General features: G+C 64.4%; 17 protein-coding genes. 12 read left to right on the top strand and 5 right to left on the bottom strand.

Features of this window, described 5'->3' with window-relative positions:
• From FG91_RS20805 to FG91_RS02895, 8 genes are all read left to right on the top strand, one after another.
• Positions 1 to 975, top strand: coding sequence for an alpha/beta hydrolase fold domain-containing protein (locus FG91_RS20805; protein ID WP_052187244.1), 975 nt, complete (start codon positions 1 to 3; stop codon positions 973 to 975).
• A 105-nt stretch (positions 976 to 1,080) separates the two neighbouring features.
• Positions 1,081 to 2,061, top strand: coding sequence for a hypothetical protein (locus FG91_RS02865; protein ID WP_037511584.1), 981 nt, complete (start codon positions 1,081 to 1,083; stop codon positions 2,059 to 2,061).
• 393 nt (positions 2,062 to 2,454) lie between these two features.
• Positions 2,455 to 3,858, top strand: coding sequence for a 3-keto-disaccharide hydrolase (locus FG91_RS02870; protein ID WP_235211915.1), 1,404 nt, complete (start codon positions 2,455 to 2,457; stop codon positions 3,856 to 3,858).
• Between the two features lie 11 nt (positions 3,859 to 3,869).
• On the top strand, positions 3,870 to 5,183 hold the full coding sequence (locus FG91_RS02875; protein ID WP_037511586.1) for a Gfo/Idh/MocA family protein: 1,314 nt from the start codon (positions 3,870 to 3,872) through the stop codon (positions 5,181 to 5,183).
• A gap of 14 nt (positions 5,184 to 5,197) precedes the next feature.
• The gene (locus tag FG91_RS02880) at positions 5,198 to 6,046 is read left to right on the top strand and encodes an FAD:protein FMN transferase (RefSeq protein ID WP_037511587.1); all 849 of its coding nucleotides are present in this window, start codon (positions 5,198 to 5,200) and stop codon (positions 6,044 to 6,046) included.
• Positions 6,039 to 7,304 (top strand): Gfo/Idh/MocA family protein, encoded by a 1,266-nt coding sequence (locus tag FG91_RS02885; RefSeq protein ID WP_037511589.1) that lies wholly within the window; start codon positions 6,039 to 6,041, stop codon positions 7,302 to 7,304. The genes FG91_RS02880 and FG91_RS02885 overlap by 8 nt, the downstream gene beginning before the upstream one ends.
• A gap of 14 nt (positions 7,305 to 7,318) precedes the next feature.
• On the top strand, positions 7,319 to 8,488 hold the full coding sequence (locus FG91_RS02890; RefSeq protein ID WP_037511591.1) for a Gfo/Idh/MocA family protein: 1,170 nt from the start codon (positions 7,319 to 7,321) through the stop codon (positions 8,486 to 8,488).
• Positions 8,489 to 8,530: 42 nt separating this feature from the next.
• Positions 8,531 to 9,265, top strand: coding sequence for a FadR/GntR family transcriptional regulator (locus tag FG91_RS02895; RefSeq protein ID WP_037511593.1), 735 nt, complete (start codon positions 8,531 to 8,533; stop codon positions 9,263 to 9,265).
• Positions 9,266 to 9,290: 25 nt separating this feature from the next.
• On the opposite strand, the gene FG91_RS02900 is transcribed toward FG91_RS02895, so the two are convergent.
• Entirely contained in the window at positions 9,291 to 10,298 is a 1,008-nt protein-coding gene (locus tag FG91_RS02900; RefSeq protein ID WP_037511596.1) for a sugar kinase, read from the bottom strand.
• A 416-nt stretch (positions 10,299 to 10,714) separates the two neighbouring features.
• Here FG91_RS02900 and FG91_RS21955 point away from each other — a divergent pair, with 416 nt between their 5' ends.
• From FG91_RS21955 to FG91_RS02915, 4 genes are all read left to right on the top strand, one after another.
• Positions 10,715 to 10,891, top strand: a complete 177-nt coding sequence (locus tag FG91_RS21955; protein WP_161785616.1) for a hypothetical protein — start codon at positions 10,715 to 10,717, stop codon at positions 10,889 to 10,891.
• A gap of 69 nt (positions 10,892 to 10,960) precedes the next feature.
• Positions 10,961 to 12,274, top strand: coding sequence for an MFS transporter (locus FG91_RS02905; RefSeq protein ID WP_037511599.1), 1,314 nt, complete (start codon positions 10,961 to 10,963; stop codon positions 12,272 to 12,274).
• A complete protein-coding gene (gene uxaC, locus FG91_RS02910) occupies positions 12,271 to 13,683 on the top strand; it encodes a glucuronate isomerase (RefSeq protein WP_037511601.1) in 1,413 nt (470 codons plus the stop codon). The genes FG91_RS02905 and uxaC overlap by 4 nt, the downstream gene beginning before the upstream one ends.
• On the top strand, positions 13,680 to 15,002 hold the full coding sequence (locus FG91_RS02915; protein ID WP_037511603.1) for a mannitol dehydrogenase family protein: 1,323 nt from the start codon (positions 13,680 to 13,682) through the stop codon (positions 15,000 to 15,002). The genes uxaC and FG91_RS02915 overlap by 4 nt, the downstream gene beginning before the upstream one ends.
• Positions 15,003 to 15,160: 158 nt before the next feature.
• On the opposite strand, the gene manD is transcribed toward FG91_RS02915, so the two are convergent.
• From manD to FG91_RS02935, 4 genes are all read right to left on the bottom strand, one after another.
• Positions 15,161 to 16,369: a D-mannonate dehydratase ManD gene (manD, locus tag FG91_RS02920; protein ID WP_037511606.1), complete on the bottom strand. Its 1,209-nt coding sequence runs from the start codon at positions 16,367 to 16,369 to the stop codon at positions 15,161 to 15,163.
• A gap of 219 nt (positions 16,370 to 16,588) precedes the next feature.
• Positions 16,589 to 19,540, bottom strand: coding sequence for a TonB-dependent receptor (locus tag FG91_RS02925; RefSeq protein ID WP_200878389.1), 2,952 nt, complete (start codon positions 19,538 to 19,540; stop codon positions 16,589 to 16,591).
• A 356-nt stretch (positions 19,541 to 19,896) separates the two neighbouring features.
• A complete protein-coding gene (locus tag FG91_RS02930; protein WP_037511613.1) occupies positions 19,897 to 21,291 on the bottom strand; it encodes an HlyD family type I secretion periplasmic adaptor subunit in 1,395 nt (464 codons plus the stop codon).
• Positions 21,288 to 23,402 carry a type I secretion system permease/ATPase gene (locus FG91_RS02935; protein ID WP_268746366.1) on the bottom strand — a complete coding sequence of 705 codons (2,115 nt, stop codon included), beginning with the start codon at positions 23,400 to 23,402 and terminating at the stop codon, positions 21,288 to 21,290. Before FG91_RS02935 ends, FG91_RS02930 begins: the two co-directional genes overlap by 4 nt.
• Positions 23,403 to 23,640 lie beyond the last annotated feature (238 nt).

Consider the following 23,640-nt stretch of genomic DNA (forward strand, 5'->3'; position numbering starts at 1 on the left):
ATGCCGAAGGTTCCCGAAACGGTATCGGCGCTGTGGCAGGCCTTTTATGCCGCGGCGCCCGATCCCGCCCAGACACCGATGACCCCCGCTCCCAACGATCTCGCGGGCTGGGCGCGGGCGCAGCAGGCGATCGACGCCCCGCAGTTGCCGATCGTCGAGAAAGCGTTGAGGGGCTTCGCCGGGCGTGTGTTCGACGCGGAGATCGGCGGCGTCCCGGTGATCGAAGTGCACCCGGCGAACGCGAAGCCCGCGCGCGGCGCGATCGTCTATGTCCATGGCGGCGCCTATACGCTGTTCAGCGCAAGGGCGCGGCTGATGTCGGTCCTGCCGATTGTCGAGCGCACGGGAATGCAGGTCATCGCGGTCGACTATACGCTGGCACCGCAGGCGCGATGGCCGGTGGCGTTGGACCAGATCGTTTCGGTGTTCGACGGCCTCTATAAGGACAAGCGGGGACCGCTTGCGCTCTATGGCGATTCCGCCGGCGGCGGGCTGGCGGCCGCGGCGACGCTGCGGATGCGCGAACGCGGGGTGAAGCTTCCCGAAGCGCTCGCGCTCTGGTCGCCCTGGTCGGATATCGGAGAGGTCGGCGACAGCTATTCGACGCTGGCCGAAGCCGACGCCAGCTATCGCTACGACCGGCATCTCGCCAATGCCGCGCTCGCCTATGCCGACCGCGACCAGCACCGCAATCCGCTCGTGTCGCCCGTTTACGGCGATTTCGCGGCGGGCTTTCCGCCGACGCTGATTCAGGGCGGGACGCGCGAGATATTCCTCAGCAATTTCGTGCGCCTCTATCGCGCGCTCGTCGATGCGAAGCAGCCGGCGATCCTCGATCTCTATGAAGGCATGCCGCACGTCTTTCAGGCGTACCCCGTGCAGGCGGGCAGTCCCGAAAGCCGCGCCGCGCTCGACGCGACAGCGACATTCCTTGTCGATCATCTCAAACGGGCGGCGGAGAAGCGCCGGACCTGACCAGTTGGGCACTTCAGGAGCGCGGGACATTCGCCTCGCGCTCCTGACTTTTTCCGTTCCGGCGCGATGCCGGATCGTAGCGAGCGACAGAAGAAAGCTATCCAGATGACCACAGCCCCCTCCGCTGCCGTGTCGGCCATTTTCCCGGAAACCGCGATTGATGACCAAAACGGTCTCGTCGGACCGTGGCGTGCGCCGCGGCAGATGCTCGCCGACCAGTCCTATGACGACCACACCTCGATCCACGACGACGCGACCGCTCAAAAGCTGGGCTTCAAGGGCGGCACGATCGAGGGGCCGACCCATTTCAGCCAGTTCGTCCCGCTAGCCGTTGCCGCCTGGGGCCCGCGCTGGCTCGAAACCGGCTGCATCTCGGCGCATTATCGCGCGCCGGTCTATGAGGGCGAAGAGGTGCGCGCGCATATGGCCCACGTCGCACCCGGGCAGGCTATCGCCGAAATCTGGATGGAAAAGGCCGACGGCACGGAGGTTTTGCGCGGAACCTGCTCGATCGGGCCCGATCATCCCGAAAGCGCGCTCGACAAGCGCCTTGCGTCGCTCGTTCCCATCGACCAGCCGGTCATTCTCGAAGGGGTCGAAATCGGGACCATGACGCCGCGCCGGACGGTATCGATGGGTTTTGACCAGCATATGGGACACCTCTATCCCTTCACCCTCCGGCAAAAGCTCGATGTCATCACCGAGTCTTCGCCCCGATATACGGAAACGGCGGCGGGGTCGCCCCACGGGCGCGCAATCATCCCCTTTGAAATGATCAGCGTCCTCCTCAATCATGCGTGGAGGGAAGGCGAATCCTTCTATCGCCGCGGGCCGGTCGTTGGCCTATTTGCCGATCAGGAAATACGGCTCCACGACGGGCCGCTCTTCGTCGGCGAGATGTATGAGATCGATCGCGAGGTCGTTGCGATCAGCGGCAGCCGCCGGACGGAAAGCCTGTGGATCAGGACCCGGGTCTTCCACCCCAAAGGCGACCGGCCGATCGCGACCATGCTGCTCAATCAGGCGATCATGAAGGACAGCTATCATGCTTACGCGAGCGAGCGTGCGCAACTCTATGGTGATTAGGCCTGCGCGTCTGCCATAGGAAAATCCTGCGAGCCGTACGCGAGGTCCGCAGCGTTTCGTCGCCAGATGGGGGAGAAGGAGCGAGGCCAGATGGGTCGGCGCTTCCAGATTGATGGCGATTCCGGTCGAGCGCTCGGGGAAGAAGCGTCGCTCATCTGCGAGACCCTGATTTGCTTCCAACCGTTGATCTTGGCCGCCTCAGGCCGCTCGCCGTCCCGCGAACCGCAATCGGTCTGACATATCTATTGCAAGTGGCCTGACCACATATTAATGCTTGGCCGGCATAAGCTGTGTTCGCGTGTTCACGCTAGCGGCGATATAATGCGAGAGCATGGCGCGTCAGAGAATGAAGCGTGTTCGGGATGCCCTCGCAATAGAAAATTGGGAGGAGCCATGATGTTTCGAAGGATCGCATTTCTCGCTTTGGCGACCGCGCCGCTGACAGCGCTGACGCCGGTTTCGGCCGCGAAGGGGCAGCAGCAGGCTCCGTGGCAGGATGTAACACCGCGCGCCGGACTCGCCGGCTGGCACAGCGCCGGGGGGCAGGCGCCCTATCGCGTCGTCGACGGCGAGGTCATTGGTAGCGCGGTGCCGAATTCGGCGAACAGCTGGCTGGTGTCCGACGCGCTTTACGGCGATTTCATCCTCGAATTCGATGCCAAGACCGATCCGACGCTGAATTCGGGCGTGATGATCCGCGGCCAGAGCCGGCCCGACTATCGAAACGGCGTGGTTCACGGTTACCAGATGGAGATCGATCCCTCGTCGCGGCGCTGGAGCGCCGGCATATATGACGAGCAACGCCGGCAATGGCTTTATACGCTGGGCCGCAACGATGCGGCGCGGCAGGCCTTCCGCTCGGGTGACTGGAATCACTATCGTGTCGAAGCGATCGGAACGCGCCTGCGTACCTGGATCAATGGCGTGCCGGCGGCCGACGTCGTCGACGATGTGGACGCGCGCGGCTTCATCGCGTTCCAAGTGCACTCGGTTGCCGATGCGGTCGCGGCGAAGAAGCCCGAAGCGCGTTTCCGCAACGTGCGAATCATCACCGACGCGCCCGCCCGCTTCGCCTCGCCCGCGACCAAGGTCGAACAGCAGGGATGGCTGGCCAATCGCCTGACCGAGGCCGAGCGCCATGCTGGCTGGAAGCTGCTCTGGGACGGCAAGACGACGCAGGGCTGGCGGAGCGCCAAGGGGCCCGCTTTTCCGAAGAAGGGCTGGTCGATCGCCGACGGCATCTTGTCGGTCGAAAAATCGGGCGGCGCTGAAGCGACCAATGGCGGGGACATTATCACCACCCGCGAATACAAGAGTTTCGAGCTGTCGGTCGATTTCCGGCTGACGCCGGGCGCCAATAGCGGGATCAAATATTTCGTCGATCCGAACCTGTTGAAGGGCGACGGATCGGCGATCGGCCTGGAATTTCAATTGCTCGACGATGAGCGCCATCCCGATGCCAAGATGGGCCGCGATGGCAATCGGACGATCGGCTCGCTTTACGATCTGATCACCGCGCGCAACCTCTCCGATCCCGACAGCCCGGGCAAGCGCGTCAACGCGCCGGGCGAATGGAATCGGGCGGTCATCGTCGTGCGCGGCAAGCATGTCGAACATTGGCTGAACGGGTTCAAGGTCGTCGAATATGAACGCGGATCGCCCGCCTTCCGTGAACTTGTCGCGCGCAGCAAATATGCGAAATGGCCGAACTTCGGCGAGTGGGAGCAGGGACCGATCCTGCTCCAGGATCATGGCGACCGGGTCGACTTCCGCTCGATCAAGCTGCGCGAATTCTAAGGGGACAGGACATGATTGACCGCCGTACGATGTTGAAGGGCGCAGCAGCGACGCTGGGCGCCACGATGAGCGCGCGCAGCTATGCGCAGATCAAGGGTGCGAACGATCGCTTGCGTGTGGCGGTGGTCGGCGTGAACGGCCGCGGGCAGGCACATATGAGCGCCTTCTCGAAGCTGCCGAACGTTTCCGTCACCCATTTCGTCGATGTGGATTCGGCCGTCCTCGCAAAGCGCGCGGCCGAATTTGCCGCCAAGGGCCACCCGGCCCCCAAGATCGTGGGCGACTATCGCCGGCTGCTCGACAGCAAGGACGTCGATATCGTCAGCATCGCGACGCCCGATCATTGGCACGCAAAGCTCGCGATCGATTCGATGAATTCGGGGCGCCACGTCTATCTGGAAAAGCCGATCGGCATCGCCCCCGCCGAGGGCGAAGCGCTGATCGCCGCACAGCGCCGCACCGGGCGTCAATTGCAGGTGGGCAACCAGCAACGCTCGAGCGTCGAGACACGGCAGCTTGTCGACATGGTCCGGGCAGGCGAGCTCGGCGACGTCTATGAGGCCCAGACCTGGTATGCGAACAATCGCGGGTCGATCGGCAAGGGACAGGAAATCGCGCCGCCGGCCAATTTGAACTGGGATTTGTGGCAGGGACCGCGCCCGCGCGGGCCGTACCGGTCGAACCTGGTGCATTATAACTGGCACTGGTTCTGGAAATACGGGACGGGCGAAATTTGCAACAATGCGATGCACGAGCTCGACATTGCGCGCTGGGCGATGGGCCTGACCTATCCGACCAGCGTATCGACGCAGGGCGGACGGCGTTTCCACCGCGGCGACGACTGGGAAATGTATGATTCGCTCGCGCTCGACCTGATCTATGACGATGGCCGCGCGATCCGCTGGAACGGGCAAAGCTGCAATGGCATCAGGACCTATGGGCGTGGCCGCGGCGTGTTGCTGCTCGGCACCAAAGGATCGGCCATCGTCGATCGCAACGGGTTCGAGCTGTACGACCTGGAAGGCAAATTGACGCGCGAGGTGAAGGCCCCGGCCAGTTCGGAAACCACCGGAACGGTCGGCGAGGGCGCGCTCGACATCCTTCATGCCGGCAATCTGGTCGACGTCATCCGCGGCCGCGCCAGCGCGCTCGCATCGCCGATCGCCGAAGGACATATCAGCACCGCGCTCTGCCACCTCGGCAATATGGCCTATCGCACGAGCGGCACGCTGACGATCGATCCGGCGACCGGCAAACCGGCCAATGCCGATGCCATGAAGCTGTGGTCGGTCGATTATGAGCCGGGCTGGGAGGTCAAGGGCTGACCCCTGGGACGATCATGGCCGACGTTGTGCGCTTTGCTTCGATGGGGACGCGCGTCGAACTGCATCGGTTCGGTGCGGGTGACGACGACGCGTTGACGGCGGCGCAGCGCGCGATCGAGGCGGTCGACGATGCGCTCACGATCCATCGCCCCTCGGCAACGACCGCGCTCAACGAACGCCTGATGGCGGGGCAGGGGGCTGCCATCGACGATGCGCTGCTGTTCGAAGCGCTGGTCACGATCGAGGAGTTGCACGCCTCGACGCTCGGGCTGTTCGATCCCGCGGCCGATCGCCGGTTCGCGTCGGCGGGATGGAGCGCCATCGCATTTGATCGGAATAGCGCGCGGATCGAAGTGTCGATGCCCGTCGCGCTCGATTTCGGCGGGTTCGGCAAGGGCTTCGCGCTCGATCGTGCCTGCGCCGTCTTGCGCGAAAAGGGTGTCGTATCGGCGTGCCTGTCGGCCGGGGAAAGTTCGATTGCCGTCGTCGGCGAACACCCGCTTGGCGGCGGCTGGCCGTTCGCGATTGCACACCCGCTGCGCCCCGACGAGATTCTGGTCGAAATCGAACTCACCGACGAATCCGTATCGATCTCGTCGACCGTCGGCGCGGGTGCGAACGCGCCGGAACGCGCCGCGATGATTCGCCCGACCGATGCCTCCATCGTGTCTGCGCCGCGCTGCACGGTTGCGGTTGACCGGCTTGGCGCGCATGCCGAGGCGATGAGCACCGCTTTGCTCGTCGCCGATGAAGATCAGGCCGAGCGCTTGCTGAACGGCGATCGGACGCGCCGTTTTCTATTCGATTTCCCCCGGGGAGCGGCGATCCTCGATCAATCTGCCAGGATGAGTTTTAATGACTGACAAAGATTTCGACCTGTCACGGCGATCGTTCATCGATCGCGTGCTGATGGCGACAGCTGGCGCGGGGATGGCCGCAGCGGCACCCTGGGCAAGTGCGGCGGTCGGCGCAGCACCGGTGGCAAAGGGCGATCGCGTACGGTTGGGGGTGATCGGCACGGGCGATCGCGGCCGGGGATTGATCCAGAATATCGCCAAGACTCGCAACTGCACCGTGGCGGCGATCTGCGACAATTTCGAGCTGCATCTGGCAAAGGGGCGCGCGCTGGTCGATGCGTCGACGCGTGCCTTCACCGATCACCGTGCGATGCTCGATGCGGGCGGTCTCGATGCGGTGGTGATCGCGACCCCGCTCGACCTTCACAAGCAGCAAAGCTTCGATGCGTTCGATGCCGGGCTCCACGTCTGGTGCGAAAAGGCGATGGCGCGCACGATCGACGATTGCGGCGCGATGGTGAAAAAATCGCAGGACAGCGGCAAGGTGCTGCAGATCGGTCATCAGCGCATGTTCAAACCCACCTATCTGAACGCGGTCCGCCGCGCGAAAGAGGGCGAAATCGGATCGCTTACACAGATCCGCGCCAGCTGGCATCGTCAAAGCAGCTGGCGCCGGCCCGTTCCCGCCGGGGCCACCGATCGGCAGATCAACTGGCGCTTGTATCGCGACAGCTCGGCGGGGTTGATGACCGAACTGGCGACGCACCAGATTCAGGTTAGCAACCTGTTCTTCGACGCCGTACCGACCCGCGTGATGGGATCGGGCAGCATCTGTTTCTGGAAGGACGGGCGCGAGGTCTATGACCATGTCGCGCTGATCTATGAATATGCGGGGGGCCGCAAACTGATCTACACCTCGCTGCTGAACAACGCGCGTTATGGCTGCGAAGAGCAGATTCAGGGCAGCAAGGGGACGATCGAACCCGAACTCGGTCGCATTTACAAGGAACTGCCGCCGAAAGAACTGGCGCTGCTACGGATGCAGGCCGACGTGGCGAGCGGGAAAAAGCGTGCGGTCCCGATCGGCGGCGCGACCTGGTTCGCCGAGCTTCCCGTAACGACCCCCGGGGAGCCGCTTGGCTGGGGCGAATATGACGAGACGATGCTGCAGTTCGAGGGTTTTGGCGAAGCGGTACGGACTGGCAAGCCGCTGCCCGGCCTGTTGTCGCAGGCCTATCACGCGAGCGTGGCGTCGCTGCTCGGCGAACAGGCGATGGACAGCGGTCAAATACTGGCCTGGCCGACGTCGCTGGTCGCGATCTGAAGAAGGAACAAGCCATGACCGATACCAACCGGCGCGATCTTCTGGGGCTTGGCCTCACCGCGGGTCTCGCCGCGGGCTTCGCGGCCGATGCGCTGGCGCAGTCCGCGGCGCGCGGCGATGCGCCGACCGAGGGCGCGCCCGCACGCCCGGCGCCCGAGGCGAAATATCGTGTGCCATTCGCGGTGATCGGGCTCGACCATAATCACATCTATGGCATCACCGACGCCGTGATCCGGGGTGGCGGTGTTCTCACGACTTTCCACGCGACCGATCCCAAGCAGATTGCGATGTTCCGTGCGCGATATGGCGATATCGCGCTGGCGCGTTCGGAAGACGAGATCCTCGACAATGTCGCGATCAAGCTGGTCTGCAGCGCGGCTATCCCCGGGCTGCGAGCGCCGCTGGGCATCCGCGTCATGCGCGCGGGCAAGGATTATCTCAGCGACAAGGCGGCGATTACCTCGCTGAAACAGCTTGCCGAGGTTCGCCGCGCGATCAAGGAGACCGGCCGCAGATTTGCGATCATGTATTCCGAACGGCTGGAGGTGCCCGCGGCGGTCATGGCGGGCCAGCTTGTCCACGACGGCGCGATCGGGCGCGTCATCCAGACCGTCAACCTTGCCCCGCATCGACTGGCCGCGGCATCTCGGCCCGACTGGTTCTGGGACACGGCGCGTAATGGCGGGATCCTGACCGATATCGGCAGCCATCAGGCCGATCAGTTCGTCTATCTGACGGGCAGCAAGCGCGCGCATGTCGTCGCATCGCAGACGGGCAACTTCGCGCATCCCGAACGTCCGGCGTTCGAGGATTTCGGCGATATGGTGCTGAGCGGCGACGGCGGCACGGGCTATGTCCGCGTCGATTGGTTCACGCCCGATGGTTTGCCGACCTGGGGCGATGGCCGTCTCTTCATTCTCGGCACCGAGGGCACTATCGAGCTCAGGAAATATGTCGACATCGCCGGCCGACCGGGCGGAAATCACCTGCTTATCGCCGACCGGAAGGGTGTTCGTTATCTGGACTGTTCCAAGGTACCTCTGCCCTTTGGCCCGCAGTTCGTCACCGACATCGTGGAGGGTGCGTCGGTGGCGCAAGATCAGGAGGGGGCGTTGCTCGCCGCCGAACTGGTGTTGACGGCGCAGGCGCATGCCAAGCCCGCGCGGCAACAAGCGACCTTGTAACGTATAGGCCAACAAGATAGCGGTTTCCTCATGGGGAATGGCATGGAATCAAAACGGCTCTACGAACGCGTATCCACCGATATCGCGGCCAAGATCGAGGCGGGGGAATATCCGATCGGTGCGCGGTTGCCGTCGGAGCGGCAACTCGCCCAGTCGTATGACGTGTCGCGGCCGACGGTTCGCGAGGCGATCATCGCGCTCGAGGTCGACGGGATGGTCGAAGTACGCAAAGGATCGGGCGTCTATGTGACGGCAATTTCGCATGCCGATGTTGACGGCCCCTCCGCCGACGTCGGTCCTTTCGAACTGCTCGAAGCACGCCGTCAGATCGAGGGAGAGGTTGCCGCGCTCGCGGCCGGACGGATCACCGACGACCAGCTTGCGGAGCTTCGTACGCTCGTAAAAGCGATGGGCGACGCCGGCGGCGACAGCGCGCGCGCCGAAGTGGCCGACCGCCAGTTCCACGAACTGATCGCCAGCGCGAGCCTGAACAGCGCCTTCGTCGCGGTCGTGGAATCGCTATGGGACATGCGCGCCCGCTCTTCGCTCTATCGCCTGCTCAGCAGCAAGGCGCATATCGCGGGGGTGACCCCGAGCGTTGCCGAGCATGAGGACATCGTCCTCGCGCTGGAAGCGCGCGACCCGGCGGCGGCGCGCGCCGCGATGCAAAAGCATCTGGGACGCGCGCTCGAAGCGCTGCTGGAGGCAACCGAAGTGCACGAGGTCGAACTGGCCCGAAAGCGGGTCGCCGACGAACGGAGCCGCTACGCCCAGTAAATGGGGCTACACCCTTTGCATATCCCTATCGCCTGACATCGAACCCCTCGGTCAGGAAGGCTTCGATATCGGATCGCCCGAACAGGCTCGCGTCGCCGGGAAGCGAATGCTTCAGCGCGGCGAGGGCCAGCCCGGTCTGCGCCGCAACAGCGATGGATTGATCGCGAAGCAGAGCATCGAACACGCCCGCGGCGAATGCGTCGCCGGTGCCGATGCGGTCGACGATACCGGCCACCCTGATCTCCTCGGTCTGGGCGAAGTCGTCGCGCGTATCGATCCGCGCGGCGAGGCGATGATGGTCCACATCCTCGACATGGCGCGCGGTCGAGGCGATCAGCGAGAGCATGGGAAAGGCATCAAATGCCGCGTCCGCCGAGGTCCGTCGTCGCGCCGGCCCGTCATCGCCGAAATCGCGGCCGAGCAGGAGCGCGATGTCGCGATGATTGCCGAACATGATATCGGCCAGGCCGACCAGCCGGGACAGGATCGCCCTGGCATCGCCGTCCCAGCTTTCCCACAGGCGCGCACGATAATTGCCGTCGAACGAGATCGGAATATCGAGCCGCGTCGCGGCGTCGGCCGCAGCGAAGGCCGCTGCCGTTCCGCCGGGGCCCAGCGCCGGGGTGATCCCCGACAGGTGCAGGCGGCCGGCGCCGGCGAGGAGCCTATCCCAGTCCCAGTCCGCCGCCGAGGCGTCGGCGAACGCCGAATGGGCGCGATCGTAGATTATATTGGTGGCGCGCAAACCGGCGCCGCTCACGGCATAATAGACCCCCATCCGTCCGGGCCGCCGCGCGACGGCCGAACAATCGACGCCGTGCCCCCGCAGCGCTGTGACGGCCGTGTCGCCGAGCGGATCGTCGGGCACGGCGCTGACGATCGCCGTGTCGTGGCCGAGCCGCGCGAGCGCGACCGCGACATTGGCCTCGGCGCCGCCGATCCAGACGTCGAGCCGCGGCGTCTGGAGCAGGAGTTCGCGCCCCGGGGGCGACATGCGCAGCAGGATTTCGCCAAAGGCGACAAAGCGTCCCATGTTGGTCAGTTCCTTTCGGTCGGAATCCCGGCCGCGCCGGGCATCGTCCCGGCGGGTGCCGGTCCGCTCATATCGTCCTCTCCAAGTTCGACCTGCTTCTTCCGGTCAGTCGGTTCGGAGCATGTGCAAGCCTATTTGGTATGGCCAATTTTGACAATCGCTTTTTTATCGCCTCGTGACAGGGTCGCACGAAATCCCAAAAATGCTAGTTTCCTATTCGGCATGGCCAATTCGGTCGTCGAAAAATGCTCTCTTAGGCCAGCAAATTGCGCCGTGATTGGTGAGTTTCGGCTGTGAGGACAATCCATAAGGCCCGTTTGGCATTCCTGGCAAATGTATGACAAACCCCTTGTTGCAATCGGTCTGACCAATCTCTATGGAGGCTGCAGAGAGGGGCGCGGAAAGCCTCCGGACCTATGACGGAGAATGTGATGCGGGCCTTCCTTTTCGATAGCGCATTGGCGCGCCCATTGGTTGGCGGAGCCTTGTTGCTTGCGGGCGCCCCCAGTGCGCCCGCCCTGGCCCATGGCGCGTCCGCCGCGACGGCGGGCGAGATCATCGATACTGCGCAGAAACGCGAGCAGACCTTCTAACCATCCCCAGCCTTGCCGGGGTTCGTTCGGACGGATCCCGGCATTTTTCTGGTGCCACGGGAGAGACATATGACGCAGGCCATAACAGCGGGATCGGCGCCGCCGGTGCCCAGGACGGGGCGCTATCGCTGGCTAATCGTCGCGCTGCTGTTCGCCGCAACGACGGTCAACTATATCGACCGCACGATGCTCGGCCTGCTGGCGCCCGTCCTTGGCGACGAGATGCGGTGGAGCGAGAATGACTATGGCAACATCGTCATGGCGTTTCAGGCCGCCTATGCGCTCGGCTTCCTGTTGATGGGCTGGCTGATCGACCGCTTCGGGCCCAAGATCGGCTACAGCATTGCGATCGCCATCTGGACGATCGGCCATGTCGCCCATGGTTTCGCGGGGTCGATCGCCTCCTTCATGGCTGCGCGCGTCGTCCTCGGGGTCGGCGAGGCGGGGCATTTCCCCGCCGTCGTTCGCGCGTCGAGCGAATGGTTTCCCCAAAAGGAACGCGCGTTTGCGATCGGCTGGGTCAACAGTGCAACGACGATCGGGGTCATTTTGACCGCGCCGACGATCTGGCTGTTCATGGTCTGGGCGGGTTTCGACTGGCGTCAGACCTTCATCTACACCGGCGCATTCGGCGCCATCCTGCTGATATTGTGGCTGTGGCTCTACAGCAATCCGCGTGAGGGCGGGAAGGTCAGCGATGCCGAACTCGCGTGGATCGAGCATGATCCGCCCGAGCAGGTCCAGCGCCTCGGCTGGTCGAAAATCGTCACCAAGCGCGAGGCATGGGCGTTCGCGGTCGCGAAATTCCTTATCGACCCCGTCTGGTATCTGATGCTGTTCTGGCTGCCCAAATATTTCGCCAGCACCTATGATGTCGACCTCAAGGTCGTGCTGCTGCCAATGATCATCATGTACCTGCTCTCCGACGTCGGCAGTATCGCGGGCGGCTGGCTCTCCTCGAAGCTGATCCAGCGCGGGCGCACCCCCAATTTCGCGCGCAAGCTGACGATGGTGATCGCCGGTTGTTTCGTCCTGCCCCTGTTGTTCGTCACCGGCCTCGACAATATGTGGCTGGCCATCGTCCTGATCGGTCTCGCGCTCGCCGGGCATCAGGCCTTTTCATCGACGATCCTGTCGATCCCGCCCGACATGTTCCCCAAACGCGCGGTCGGATCGGTGATCGGACTTGGCGGCTTTATGGGCGGCGTTGGCGGCATGATCATGGCGAAGTCGACCGGGCTCGTGCTCGATGCGACAAACGGCAATTACACGATCATCTTCGCTGTATGCACGACGGTCTATTTCCTCGCCGTGCTGGCACTCCATCTCCTCAGTCCGCGCCTGACGCCGGTCACTGTCGAAATCGAAGGCACCCCCGCATGACCCGCCCGTTTCAGCTTCACCCCGATCGCCTGTTTCCGTCCGACCCGGCGCAGCGCGATATTTGCCGGCGCCTTTATGCCGAAGTTGCCGACCTGCCGATCGTCAGTCCGCACGGGCATACCGATCCGGCGTGGTTCGCGGGTAACGCATCGTTCGGCAATGCCGCCGAGTTCCTGCTGCATCCCGACCATTATGCGTTCCGGATGCTCTATTCGCAGGGCATTTCGCTCGATGCGCTGGGGGTCCGTAACAAGGGCGCCGACCCGCGCGAAAGCTGGCGGATCTTCGCGCAAAACTACCATCTCTTCCGCGGCACGCCGACGCGCATGTGGATGGACTGGGTGTTCGCCGAGGCGTTCGGGTTCGATGTGCAATTCGCGGGCGAGACGTCGGACCTCTATTACGACCTGATCACCGAGAAACTCGCGACCGATGCCTTCCGCCCCCGCGCGCTGTACGACCGGTACGGGATCGAGGTGATCGCGACGACCGAAAGCCCGCTCGATACGCTCGAGCACCACGCGGCCATTCGCAGCGCCAACGCAAGCGGCGAGTGGGCGGGGCGGGTGGTCACCGCCTATCGGCCCGACCCGGTGGTCGATCCCGAATTTGAGGGTTTCCACGACAATCTGGCGCGCTTCTCCGACCTCTCGGGCGAAGACGCCTATAGCTACGCGGGCTATCTCGCCGCGCACCGGGGTCGCCGCGCCTTCTTTGCCGAGATGGGTGCGACCTCGACCGACCATGGCCACCCGACCGCGGCGACCGCCGATCTGTCGGACGCCGAGGCCGAAGCCCTCTTCGCGCGCGTCACCGGGGGCAGCGTCAGTGCCGCCGATGCCGAACTGTTCCGCGCGCATATGCTGACGGTGATGGCGGGGATGAGCCTCGACGACGGGCTCGTGATGCAGATCCATCCGGGCAGTTTCCGCAACCACAACCCGTGGCTGTTCGACCATTATGGCCGCGACAAGGGCGCCGATATTCCCACGAGCACCGACTATGTTCACGCGCTGCGCCCATTGCTTGGGCGTTATGGCAATGAGGCCGGGCTGACGATCATCCTCTTCACCTTGGATGAGACGAGCTACGCGCGCGAACTCGCGCCGCTCGCGGGCCATTATCCGGCGCTGAAGCTCGGCCCCGCATGGTGGTTCCACGACAGTCCCGAGGGCATGCGGCGCTTCCGCAGCCACACGACCGAGACCGCCGGCTTCTACAACAGCGTCGGCTTCAACGACGACACGCGCGCCTTCCTGTCGATCCCCGCGCGCCACGACGTCGCGCGGCGCATCGACTGCGGCTTCCTCGCGCAGCTCGTCGCCGAGCATCGGATGGAGGAATGGGAGGCCGCCGAGCTTGCCGTCGACCTCAGCTATAATCTCGCCAAGGCGGCGTACAAGCTGTGAGGCTGTCGGCGCAAACGCCGCTCCCGGCGTCGGTACAGGCGCCGGGCTACGACCGCGAGCGCCAAGCCGCGGGGATCGTCCATATCGGCATCGGCGCGTTCCACCGCGCGCATCAGGCGGCCTATACCGACGATGCGATGAACGCTGGCGACCGCGACTGGGGCATCATCGGCGTGTCGCTGCGCTCGGGTGACGTCGCGGCGCAGCTCAATCCGCAGGACGGGCTCTACACGGTGAGCATGCGCAGCGCCGCCGGAAGCGAATTGCGCGTGGTCGGCGCGGTTCAGCATGTGCTGGTCGCGTCGAAAACGCCGCAGGCCGTGGTCGATGCGATTGCGGCCCCGACGACACACATCGTCAGCTTCACCGTCACCGAAAAGGGCTATCTGCGGCGTCCCGACGGATCGCTGGACCTCCCCGAGGCGGCGGGCAGTTCCAGCCTCTATCGCTTCGTCGCCGCAGGGCTCGCGGCGCGCAAGGCCGCAGGTTTTCCCGGACTGACGCTGCTCAGCTGCGACAATCTCGCGGGCAATGGCGCGGTGCTGCGCCGCCTGATGCGCGACTATCTCGCCGCCTATCATCCCGGCCTGTCGGCATGGTTCGACAGCGAATGCCGATGCCCCGCGACGATGATCGACCGCATCGTGCCCGCGACCACCGAGGCCGACCGTGCCGACGTCGAAGCTCAACTCGGCGTGCGCGACGCGGGCGCAGTGGTCACCGAAGCTTTCAGCCAATGGGTCATCGAGGATGATTTCGCCGGTCTGCGCCCGCGCTGGGAAAAGGTGGGCGCCGAGCTTGTCGCCGATGTCGCACCCTATGAGACCGCAAAGCTACGCATGCTCAACGGCGCGCATTCGGCGCTCGCCTATATTGGACTTGGGGCAGGGCACGCATTTGTCCATCAGGCGATCGCCGATCCGGCGATCCGGCCGCTCATCGACCGGTTGATGCGCGAAGAGGCCGCGCCGACGATCGATGCCGCACCGGGGCAGGACCTTGCCGCCTATGCCGATGCGCTGCTCGACCGTTTCGCAAACCCCGCGCTCCACCACCGACTGATCCAGATCGCGATGGACGGCAGTCAGAAGATCCCGCAGCGCTGGCTCGAAACGCTCGCCTGGCATCAGCACCGCGGGCAGCGCTGCCGCTCGCTCGAAGCCGCAATCGCCGCATGGATCGCCTTCCTGCGCAGCGATCATCCCATCGACGACCCGCTCGCCGACAAGCTGCTCGAAGCGGCGGCCAGTCCAGATGTCATGGAACGCTTGTTCGGCGACGGCGGCCTGATCACATCTGAATGGCGACCTGAAACCTAATCCTGTGCCCCTGCGAAGGCAGGGGCCCATCGCCTGCCGGTTCAAAATCGCACGGACCGGAGATGGGTCCCCGCCTTCGCGGGGACACGGAGAATTCGCAATACGCGTCTACTTCACCCCGGAACCAGAAACGCCCGGCTCTCCCGCACCTCGGCATCTCACCAGTTGAACATCGTTCCGTCTTCGAGCCGCGCGACGGGCAGATAGGCGGGCTGATAGGGGTATCTTGCCGCCAGCTTCTCATCGATATCGACGCCGTGGCCCGGTGCGTCACCCGCATACATATATCCCTGCCCGAAACGGTAGCTGTGCGGGAAGACTTCGTCGGTCTCGGGTGTGTGGCGCATATATTCCTGGATCCCGAAATTGGGGACCCAGCTATCGAAGTGGAGCGCCGCGCCCATGCACACCGGCGACAGGTCGGTCGCGCCATGGCTGCCCGTCTTGATCTGATAGATCGCGGCCAGGTCGGCGATCCGCCGCAAATGCGTGATCCCGCCGGCGTGGACCACGGTCGCGCGGATATAATCGATCAACTGGTTCTGGATCAGCTCCTTGCAGTCCCAGATCGTGTTGAAAATCTCGCCGACGGCCAGCGGGGTCGTCGTATGCTGGCGAATGAGCTTGAACGCTTCCTGGTTCTCCGCCGGGGTCGCATCTTCGAGCCAGAATAATTTTGCGGGCTCCAGCGCTTTCCCGAGCTGGGCGGCCTCGATGGGTGTCATCCGATGATGGCCATCGTGGAGAAGATGATGCTCGAAGCCGTATGTATCGCGGATTTTTTCGAACAATTTGGGGATGTGATCGAGATATTTCTTCGTATCCCAGATCGTCAGCGACGGCAGCGCGGCGTCGGCGGGCTCATAGAAAAGCTTGCCGCGGCCGACGCCATAGGCGTCCTTGATCCCGGGTACGCCCGATTGCGCGCGAATGGCTTTATATCCCAGGTCGATATACTGGCCGACGGCGTCGACGGTTTCGGCAATGTCGGCGCCATTGGCATGGCCATAGACCATCACGCCGTCGCGGCTCTTGCCGCCGAGCAGGTCGTAGATCGGCATGCCGGCCATCTTGCCCTTGATATCCCAAAGCGCGGTGTCGACCGCCGCGATCGCCGACATGGTGACGGGGCCGCGCCGCCAATAGGCGCCGCGATAGAGATACTGCCAGATATCCTCGATCCGGCGCGGGTCCATCCCGATCAGGCAAGGGATGACATGGTCTTCGAGATAGGAAACGACCGAGAGTTCGCGCCCGTTCAGCGTCGCATCGCCGATTCCGAAAACCCCCTGATCGGTCTCGATTTTCAAGGTCACGAAATTGCGCCCGGGACATGTCACGATGACGCGGGCAGACTGGATCTTCATGCTATTTTCCTGTTCTCATTACGGGGTGCCAATCGGCTCCTCCCATTGTTCATAGCATCTGCCTTACCATTTTCAATAAAATTGGTAATACCAATTATGACAATTAATGGACCGGTTTTATCCTGTTTCCGGTGCCCACCGAGAGCGGTCGCCGTCCGCAACATATCGCCGCGAGCGTCGTCGGAAAACCGACCGATGCTCGCGGCGACAGGGAGAAGCTCAGAACTGGAAATTGACTGCCAGGCTGAACGTGCGGCCGAAATAGGAGGTGTAGAGCGGGTCTTTCCGCGTGGTGTCGGTGTAGAGGCGGTTGGTCTCGTTGGTAATGTTCGACACCTCGGCGATGAGCTTGATATTGTCGTTGATGTTGTACGAGGCCGAGGCGTCGACGAAGATCGAGCTCGCATTGACGTTCGCGTCGCTGTCGACCGGGCCCGGGATGCCGGTGAGGAACGCCGCGCGATAGTTGACCGTCGACCGGACGCTGAACTTGTCGTCCTCATAATAGAGCGTGGCGCTGGCGGTTTCCGGCGAGAGGCCGACGAGCGGGGCCCTGCGCGTAATCGTCGGCGAGATGATGTAATTGATGTTCGAGCGCACCCGCGTGAAGTTGGCGAGCAAGCCGAAATTGCTGAGTGCCCCCGGCAGGAAACGGAACGGCAGCTGAAGGTTCGCCTCGAACCCGCGCAGCGGCCCGCCGTTGGTGTTGTTGCTGCGCGTTACATTGAAGAGTTCGTCGGGTGTGACACCCGTGCCCGTGCCCTCAAGCAGCGACAGCGGGAGCCCGAGCTCGCGGAACGGCACCAGCTGGCTGGTATTCTGGATATAGGTCTCGATATTCTTGTAGAAATAGGCGACCGAGATCAGCGAACCGGGCGCGAAATACCATTCGAGCGCGGCGTCGATCGTGTTGGCCCGGATCGGATCGAGATAGGGGTTGGTGATCGAGGCGGTGCGGATCACGATATTCGCGCTGCCGCTGGGGATGAGCTGCCCATAGGACGGACGCGACATCACGCGCGCCGCGGAGAAACGCGCGATAAGGTCGGGCGTGACGTCGAGCGCGAGGTTGATCGACGGCAGCCAGTCATCATAGCTACGCTCCACCGTCGAGATCACATATCGCGTGGGAAAGGGTGATCCGGCCGGCGCGGCGGTGGGGATGGGCCCATATGTGTCGAGGCTGGTGCGGACATAACGGACGCCCGCATCGCCGCGCAGCGCGAACGGCAAGACGTCTTCGGTGTCGAACTTCACCATGGCATAGCCCGAAGTGTATTTTTCTTCGACCCCGCCATAAGTGCCCTTGGCGCACTCCAGATTGCAATATTGGTAGCTGCTGAAGTTCACCGCTTCGCGGAACTTGTCCGGATCGATCGCGACGAAATCCTGCATCTGGCCGTCCAGATTCTTGCCGATCCCTTTCGTCACGAAGGTGATGTCGGCGAGCGACACGCCCGCGGGGAGCAACTGCGGCAACGACTGGGCGGGGATCAGCTGTCGCTCGCGCGCGGTGTATTTGTTGGTGCGATACTGGCCGCCCACCTGAACGGTGAAGTTCGGCGCCGCCTCCCACTCCGCGTTGAGTTCGAAGGTCTTGCTGACGATCGTGTTTTTACGGACGAAGTTCGAAATCTGTCCGCGCTGCGTGCCGTCGCGCAGCGGCGGGCCAAAGAGGAAATTGGCCGGATTGGTCAGGTCGATGCCGTAACCGATCTTCGGGACGTCCGGATTGTCGCGGAAGTCGATCGAGAAATTATCGGTATCGTTCGAATCGATCGCGACCTGGAGGCGGTCGACGTTCAATTTGGAATCGTTGATGCCGGCCAGGCCGAAGACGCGGAACGTGTCGGAGAAGCGATGGTCGAAGTTGAGGTTCACCTGGCGGAAGGTCGAGGTGAAACGCTCGTCCTGCATTTCCGATCGCAGGTCGACGCCGTCCCACAGGCCGTGGATCAGCGACCCGTTGTCGTCGACTTCGATGTCGCGGATTGACATCATCGGCTGGCCGTTGTTCGAGGCGGTGCGGCCCATCGAGCGCGCATCGAGCATCGTGTCGAGGCGATTGACCTTGAAGCGAGAATAGAGGCCGTCGAGCGAAATATCGGTGTCGTCGGTGGGTTTCCATTGCAGCGTCAGCGACCCGGCCATGCGCTCCTGATTCTGGCTGCCCTTCACCGGACGGGGCAGGCGCGGCAGGAACACTCCGCCACCCGGGCGGCCCGACACGCCCGTGCGGCTCATGATATAGTCGTAGGCTGCCTTGGTGCTGGTGCGCGGGTTGCCGGCGCTGCAGTTATTGGCGTCGGCGCCGACCGGGGTGCCGCTATTGGCATAGCCCGGCGCCGGGCTGTTCACAGGCACGCCGCCATAGGTGTAGCCGACAGGCGTACAAAAGGGGAAGATGATGCCGCCCGGCTGCTGTTGCCCAGCGACGTAGGACGGCAGAATGTCGACCGCCGAATAGGCATATTCGTCGATGTGGCGCTTCGAATAGGCGAGGCTGGCGAGCACCCCGAAAGTGTCGCCGAACTGTTTGGAAACGAGCGCGGACAGCCGCGGATCGGCCTTTTTGCTGATGTCGTTGTAGATTCCGCGCGCCGTGCCCGAGAAGACGAAGTCCTCCTTCTGGTCGAACGGCCGGGGTGCACGCAGGTCGACCGTCGCGCCGAGTGAGCCTTCCTCGACATCGGCGGAGGTCGTCTTGCGGACCGAAAGCGCGGAGAAAATTTCGGTCGGGAAGGTCACGAAGTCGAACGAGCGCCCCGTGGCGACGCCGCCGCGGATATCGCTGCCGCTGACCTGCGAGGTGCCCTCCATCCCGTTGATCCGCACGCGGGTGAATTGTGCGCCGAGGCCGCGAACCGAGATATTGCGCCCCTCGCCGCCATCGCCGCGCGACAAGGCGACGCCAGGAATGCGCTGCATCGATTCGGCGAGGTTTGAATCGGGAAATTTGCCGATGTCTTCGGCGACGATACTATCGACCGCCGCAGTTTCCTGGCGTTTCAGGTTCAGCGCGCTGTTTAGCGAACCACGGAAACCGGTGACGATGATCTCCTGCGTGTCGGCCGGGGGGGATTCGGTATTCTCGTCTGTCGCGCTGGTTTGTTCGACCGGTGCTTGCGCGGCCGTCTGGCCGTGGGCCGGCGACATGATCAGCAAGCTCATCAGACTCGTTGAAATAAGCAGGTGGCGCCTGCTGCAGCTCTCGCGACTCATTCTTCTCTCCCTTCGGCCTGCACCAAGATCCGTCGCCCTTTTGTGATCGGGGCGACCGATTTGACGTCGTGTGTCCTGTTGCCGGATAGACTTGTCAGTCCAATTTGGCAAGAGTGCCTTACCAATTATCGGAATGACAGGGATTATGCGCAGATTTCGCGCATATATGCAGCCGTCATCGCGCATTCTTGGTATTTGGTCAGGCCAATATTGGCGCCATGGAATGGACCGGCCCGCATTAAAATGTGGGCTCCATGATGCCGTGCGTCATCGGCGCTTCCCTCTCTTCAGAGGGGAGAAGGCGTTTAGCGCTCCCGCGCCGCCGTCGTGCGGATCTCGTCGATCGGGCTCAGCAGATAGGAGGCGAGCGAACGGCGGCCGGTGCGGATGTCGGCGGTGACCGCCATGCCGGGGGTGAGGGGGATCGCCCTACCATCGCGCACGATCGTCGCGCGGTCCAGCGTCACCCGCGCGGTGTAGATCAGTCCGCGCTTCTCGTCCTGTACCGCGTCCGAACTGATCTGCTCGAGCCGGCCCGGGACGGCGCCGTAGCGCGTGAAGGAAAATGCCTCGACCTTGAGCGCGACGGGTTGGCCGGCGCGGACGAAGCCGACATCCTTGTTGGCGATCGCCACTTCGGCGACCAGCTTGCCGCGCGCGGGCACGATCACCATGATCGGCTTGGCCGCCTCGACGACGCCGCCGACGGTGTGGACGGCGAGTTGCGTGACCGTGCCGTCGACCGGGCTGACGAGGCGCTGGAGGCTGCTGCGTTTCGTCGCCTTGGTCAGCTCCTCCTTGCGCAGCCGCGCGTCGCTCTCGGCCTTGGCGAGATCGGCGAGGATGCGGGCGCGCGCCTCGGCGGTGGATTGGCTGGAATTGCCGCCGGCCACCGCGATCTGCGCTTCCGCCTTGCGCGCGGTGGCGAGCGCGGCGTCGCGGTCGCGCGCGGCGACGAGGCGCTGGCGGCGCATCTCGATCACGCGCAGCTTCGAGACATAGCCCTTTTCGAGCAGCGTCTCGTTGGCGGCGATCTGCTCGTCGAGCAGCGGCAAGGTCTCGCTAAGCTTCGCCGCCTGGATCTGCGCCTCGGCGCGGGCCGCGCGGGCGGATTCGGTGTCGGCGGCACGCGTCTGGCTACCCGCCCGGATCTCGGCGAGCTGGGCGCGGGCGAGCGCGATCTGGGTGTCGGCGACGTCGGCCCTGGTTCCGGCGGGCGGGGTGAAGCGCAGACCCTGGCCGTCGAGCGCGGACAATATGGCGCGCAGCCGCGCGGCATCGAGCATGGCGGTCTCCAGCGCCTTGCCGGCTTGTGCCGTGTCGGCATCCGAGACGGTGGGATCGAGCTCGACTAAAGGCTGACCGGCGCGGACGCGCTGGCCGTCGCGGACCAATATGGCGTGGACGATCCCTGCCGCGCCGGGCTGGATCAGCTTGACGTCGTCGGCGGGGACCAGCTTGCCCGGCGCCGAGGCCACGACATCGACTCGGCCAAGGACGAGCCAGAGCAACGCGACGGCGAACAGGCCGAGCAATAGCCAGGAAGTGACCCGCGCGGTCGGCGACACGGGGCGCTCGACCACTTCGAGCGCGGCGGGAAGGAAGTCGGTCTCCTCGACGCGCAATACCCCGCGCGACTGCACGCGCTCATTGTCGAGCGCGTCGCGAACGGCGGTCCAGTGGCGCGTGATCGCGTTCATGCCGCCGCTCCCGCCTGAACGCCGATCTGGCGGTGATGGAGCGCGGCATAGCGACCGCCGAGGCGGAGCAGCTCGTCATGCGTGCCGCTCTCGACGATACGCCCCTTGTCGAGTGTCAGGATGCGGTCGCACTGGCGGATCGCGGAGAGGCGATGCGCGATGATCAGCACGGTGCGGCCGGCGGCGATCGCCTTGAGGTTGCGCTGGACGATCTCCTCGCTCTCGGCATCGAGCGCGCTGGTCGCCTCGTCGAGGATCAGGATGCGCGGATTGGTGATCAGCGCGCGGGCGATGGCGAGGCGCTGGCGCTGCCCGCCCGAGAAGTTGACGCCGCGCTCCTCGACGATCGTGTCATAGCCTCGGGGCAGCTCCAGAATGAAGTCGTGCGCGCCGGCGAGGCGGGCGGCGGTCATCACCCGCTCGATCGGCGTGACGGGATCAGCGAGCGCGATATTTTCGCGGATCGAGCGGTTGAACAGGATATTCTCCTGCAACACCACCCCGATCTGGCGGCGCAGCCAGGCGGGATCGATCTGGGCGATGTCGACGCCGTCGATCAGCACGCGGCCGCTCGCGGGCAGATAGAGGCGCTGGAGCAATTTGGTGAGCGTCGATTTGCCCGAACCCGAGGCGCCGGCGATGCCGAGCGTGGCGCCGGCGGGCAGATCGAGGTCGATGTCGTCGAGCGTCCACGGTCCGTCGGCGGCATAGCGAAAGCGGACGGACTCGAAACGGACATGGCCGGCGAGCGCAGGCAAGGCGGTGCGCGATCCGGCGCCCGGCTCGGGGCCGCTGTTGAGGATGTCGCCGATCCGCTGGACCGAGAGGCGGACCTGCTGGAAGTCCTGCCATAGCTGCGCCATGCGAATGACCGGGCCGGATACGCGCTGCGCGAACATGTTGAACGCGACCAGCCCGCCAACGGTCAGCGCGCCGGCGATCACCTGCTGCGCGCCGAAGAACAGGATCGCGGCGAGGCTCAATTTGGAGATGAGCTGGACGGCCTGGCTGCCCGAATTGCCGAGGTTGATCACCCGCTGGTTGGCGGCGCTGTACGCGGCGAGTTGGCGTTCCCAGCGGTCCTGCCATTGCGGCTCGACCGCGGCCGCCTTGAGCGTCTGCATGCCCGAGACGCTCTCGACGAGCAGCGCGTTGTTGGCGGCGCCGCGCGCGAATTTCTCGTCGAGCCGGCGGCGCAAAGGGCCGGTGACGACGAGCGAAACGATTACATAGGCGGGGAGGGTGAGCGCGACGATGGCGAAGAGGAGCGGTGAATAGAGGTACATCGCGACGAGGAAGACGATCGTGAACAGCGGATCGACCAGCACGGTGAGCGAGGCGCTGGTCATGAATTCGCGCACCGTCTCCAGCTCGCGGACGCGGGTGACCGTGTCGCCGACGCGGCGATTCTCGAAATAGGCGAGCGGCAGACGGAGCAGGTGGCGAAAGAGGCGGCTGCCCAGCTCGACGTCCAGTTTCTGGCTCGTCTCCGAATAGAGCCGGGTGCGTAGCCAGCCAAAGGCGACTTCCCAGAGCGAGACGATCACCAGCCCGATGGCAAGCACCTGCAGCGTTGCGAGGCTGTTGTGCGCCAGCACCTTGTCGACGACGTTCTGGAAAAAGAGCGGCGCGGCGAGGCCGAGCAGGTTGAGCGCGAGGGTGATCAGCAGCACCTCGCCGATCAGCTTTCGATATTTGACGATCTGGGGAACGAACCAGGTCATGTCGAAGGCGGGCGCGGCAACCTGTGCGGCGTCACGGGTGGCGACGAGGAGCAGCGCCCCCGACCATCGGGCCTCAAGCGTGGCGCGGTCCCAGCGCTCGATTTCGGCACCGGGCCGCTGGATCGCCACGGCATCCTCGCCGACGCGGCCGATCACGAACCAGCCCTCGGCGCCGCTGGCCATCACCGGCATCGGAAGGCGCCGCAACCGCTCGAAATCGCCGGTCGTGGCGCGGGCGCGGACGCCCTCGATGCGCTTTGCCAGACGTACCAGATCGGACGCCGTGACGGGATCGGAATGGCCGAGATCATGGCGCAGTTCGGCCGGGTCGGCGACAATGCGGTGCATGGCGAGGATCTGGGCGAAGGCGGCGAGCCCGGTGTCCACGGCCGGCTCCGACGTCCCGAGGGACAGGTCCTGCTGCACGGTGGGTCTCCGATCGGATTCTTGAGGCGTCGACAATCTGCGGGGTGCGGCAACGTGAATCGTCCGGCACGAACCTTGGTAGCGGTCAAAGCCTGGCGAGCGAAGGCGCCGCGGCTCCGGTCGTCGGAGCAAAGGGGCGGCTCGGCTTTCGCAGGTGCAGCATATGGTTGACCCCGGTGCCGCCGCGGGCTGTCTGGTC

The sequence above is a fragment of the Sphingopyxis sp. LC81 genome, assembly GCF_000756375.1.
Taxonomy (GTDB): domain Bacteria; phylum Pseudomonadota; class Alphaproteobacteria; order Sphingomonadales; family Sphingomonadaceae; genus Sphingopyxis.